General features: G+C 65.4%; 3 protein-coding genes. 2 read left to right on the top strand and 1 reads right to left on the bottom strand.

Annotated elements, in window-relative coordinates:
• Positions 1-539, top strand: a 539-nt coding sequence (locus ACOJSF_RS07445; RefSeq protein ID WP_420141581.1) for an amidohydrolase family protein, incomplete at its 5' end; no start/stop codon positions are given.
• A gap of 139 nt (positions 540-678) precedes the next feature.
• Here the strand turns inward: ACOJSF_RS07445 and ACOJSF_RS07440 are convergent.
• Positions 679-1,134 (bottom strand): Lrp/AsnC ligand binding domain-containing protein, encoded by a 456-nt coding sequence (locus ACOJSF_RS07440; protein WP_420141580.1) that lies wholly within the window; start codon positions 1,132-1,134, stop codon positions 679-681.
• A gap of 133 nt (positions 1,135-1,267) precedes the next feature.
• Between ACOJSF_RS07440 and ACOJSF_RS07435 the strand changes: the two genes are divergently transcribed.
• A partial coding sequence (locus tag ACOJSF_RS07435) for an amidohydrolase family protein (protein ID WP_420141579.1) occupies positions 1,268-2,872 on the top strand: 1,605 nt, incomplete at its 3' end.

The following is a 2,872-nucleotide window of genomic DNA, read 5'->3' as shown; positions in this document are numbered from 1 at the left end:
GGACCAGCGAGATCGAAATGTCGTGGAAGAAATTCTACGACAAGTTCTTCGACGTCGTGAACGATTACAAGAATATCGGCGGCCTGGTGACGGTCGGGACCGATTCCGGATTCATCTACAAGGTCTACGGCTTCGCCTATGTCGAGGAGCTGGAGCTGTTCCGCGAGGCGGGGTTCAGCCCGCTCGAGATCATCCGTTCGGCCACGATCAACGGCGCCAAGGAGCTGATGCGGCCGAAGGGAGTCGAAAATCCCGACTTCGGGCTGGTCCGTCCCGGCTACCTCGCCGATCTGGTGATCGTGAAGGAAAACCCGCTCCAGAACCTCAAGACGCTCTACGGCACGGGCTTCGTCCGCCTCAATCCGCAGACCAACAAGCAGGAGCGGATCGGCGGCGTGCGCTACACCGTGAAGGACGGCATCGTGTACGACGCGCCGAAGCTGCTCGCGGATGTCGCGGCGATGGTCGCGCGGGAAAAGCAGAGCGTCGCCACGCCGGTGCCGCCGCCCGCGCCGCTTGCCGCCATCCCTGCGTCCTGATCCGGCGTATCGCGTAGACGTGGCGTCAGCCTGCGTCCCCCACCCGGTTCCCGTGCGGGTTACGCCGCGCGAAGCTGGGTGGGCGTCGCGCGGTACGCGTGCCGGGCGGGCATCACCGCGCCGCGCAGCGCGGATGCCCTCAGATCGGCAGGTTGGTGGTGTATTTGACCTCCTCGAGCACGGCATAGGTCCGCGTCTCGCGGATGCCGGGCATGTGGGTCAGCGAATCGCCGAGGAAGCGGCGATATGCTTCCATGTTCGCGACGCGCGTCTTGAGCAGATAGTCGAACCCGCCGGCCACCATGTGGCATTCGAGAATTTCGGGCATGCCGCGCACCGCCTCGGCGAAATGATCGAAGACGTTGTTGGTCGTGCGGTCGAGCAGGACTTCGATAAAGACGAGCAGAGAGCGATCGAGCTTGGCGGGATCGAGCAAAGCGACGATATTGGTCACATAACCCTGCTCGCGCAGTTTGCGCAGCCGGTCGAAGCAGGCAGAGGGCGAAATTCCCGCCTCGCCCGCGAGATCCTGGTTGGTGATCCGCCCGTCACGCTGCAGCGTCCTGAGAATGTTGCGATCGATCTGATCCAGCATCGAAATACCTTCGGTAGATTGCTGGTTAATTTGGTATCATCATCGGCCAAACGTACAAGGGCCGGATTTTCTTAAACGTAAGGGGGGCAGGCGAATGTACGGGATCGTGCGCGATGCGTTTTTGAGGACCACCATGGCGGCGGTGCTGGCCACCGCGATCGTCCCGGCAGCCGCGACGGCGGCGGTGGTTCCGGCGGCGACGGCCGCGCCCGCGCCGGATCATGGCGCGTTGGCGGCCGGGCCCTATCGCCGCCTCGTCATCCTGAACGCGATGGTGATCCCGGGCCATGGCGGGCCAGCGGCAGGGCCGTACGACATCGTCATCGAAGGCAACCGCATCACCGAGATGACGGCGTTCGATCCGGTTTCGGTCGGCCGGCGCGGCGCGACCGCGCGCCCGACCGGCGACCGCGTGATCGACGCCACCGGCAAGTTCGTCATGCCCGGCATGATCGACCTGCACATGCACATCCGGGACGAGCCGCTTCCGATGGCGTACAACCATTATCTGAAGCTCGCGCACGGCGTGACGGCGGAGGTGATGGTGCCCGACCGGGGCCTGCCCCACGCGCTCGAGCAGCAGCGGCTGTCGGCCGCCAACCGCATTCTCGCGCCGCGCCTCTACCCCTATTGGACGTGGGGCAACCTGCCCGGCTACTCCCGCGAGGAGCAGGAGGATCCGGCGCAGGCCCCGCGCATCGCGCGCGAAATCGCGGCCAAGGGCGCGCACGTCGTCAGTGTCGGCCAGATTGCCTGGAGCCGCGAGTTGTTCGGCGCGGTGTGCAAGGCGGTCTACGCCTCGGGCGGGATCACCACGGTCCACCTGCCGCCCGCGACCACGCCGGTGGTCAACGCGCTCACCGCCGCGAAGCTCGGCGTGACGATGATCGAGCACCATTATGGCTATGCCGAATCCGCGCTGGATCGCACGATCCAGGATTATCCGCGCGAATATAGCTATGACGACGAGAGCGAGCGCTTCCGCCACGCGGGCGTCGTCTGGACCGAGGCAGATCGCGAGCCGGCGCGCACCCGGCTGCTGACCGATGTCGCCAAGGAACTGGCCGCGACCGGCGTCACGATGCTGCCGACGCGCGTCGTCTACGAGGCGAACCGCGACATCCTGCGCGCGCAGGGGCTGCCCTGGCACGAGAAATATACCCACCAGTTGCTGTGGGAGAAATTCCTGCCCAACCGCAATCTCCACGGCGGCTATTTCTGGAACTGGACGTCGGACGACGAAGCCGCGTGGAGCAAGGCGTACGATCTGTGGGGGCGCCTGATCTATGCGTTCAACAAGGAAGGCGGGCGCGTCGCCTACGGCACCGACGACAGCTATATCTGGGCGACGCCGGGCTTTTCGAACGTGCGCGAGCTGGAATTGCTGCGCGAGGCGGGGCTGCACAATTACGAGGCGCTGAAGGCCGCGACCTGGAACAGCGCGCAGACATTGCGCGAGCCGAAGCTGGGGATGATCCGTCCGGGCTTCGTCGCCGACCTGCTGATCGTCGACCGCAACCCCGCCTACAACCTCGCCTTCCTCTACGGCTTCGGCGCCAACACGCTCGATTCGTCGGGCAAGATGGTACGGAGCGGCGGCATCGTCCACACGATCAAGGACGGAATCGTGATGGAGAATGCCAAGCTGCTGGAGGCGGTCGCGAAGATGGTGGCCGAATCGAAGCCGAACGGACGCACCCCCGACAGCGTCAGCGCGCCCTTCCTGCCCGCGCCTAAG

The organism is Sphingomonas sp., assembly GCF_048594985.1.
In the GTDB taxonomy this organism is placed as follows: Bacteria; Pseudomonadota; Alphaproteobacteria; order Sphingomonadales; family Sphingomonadaceae; genus Sphingomonas_I.
The sequence above is the reverse complement of the archived record's forward strand: the minus strand, read 5'-3'. Positions and strand labels throughout refer to the sequence as shown.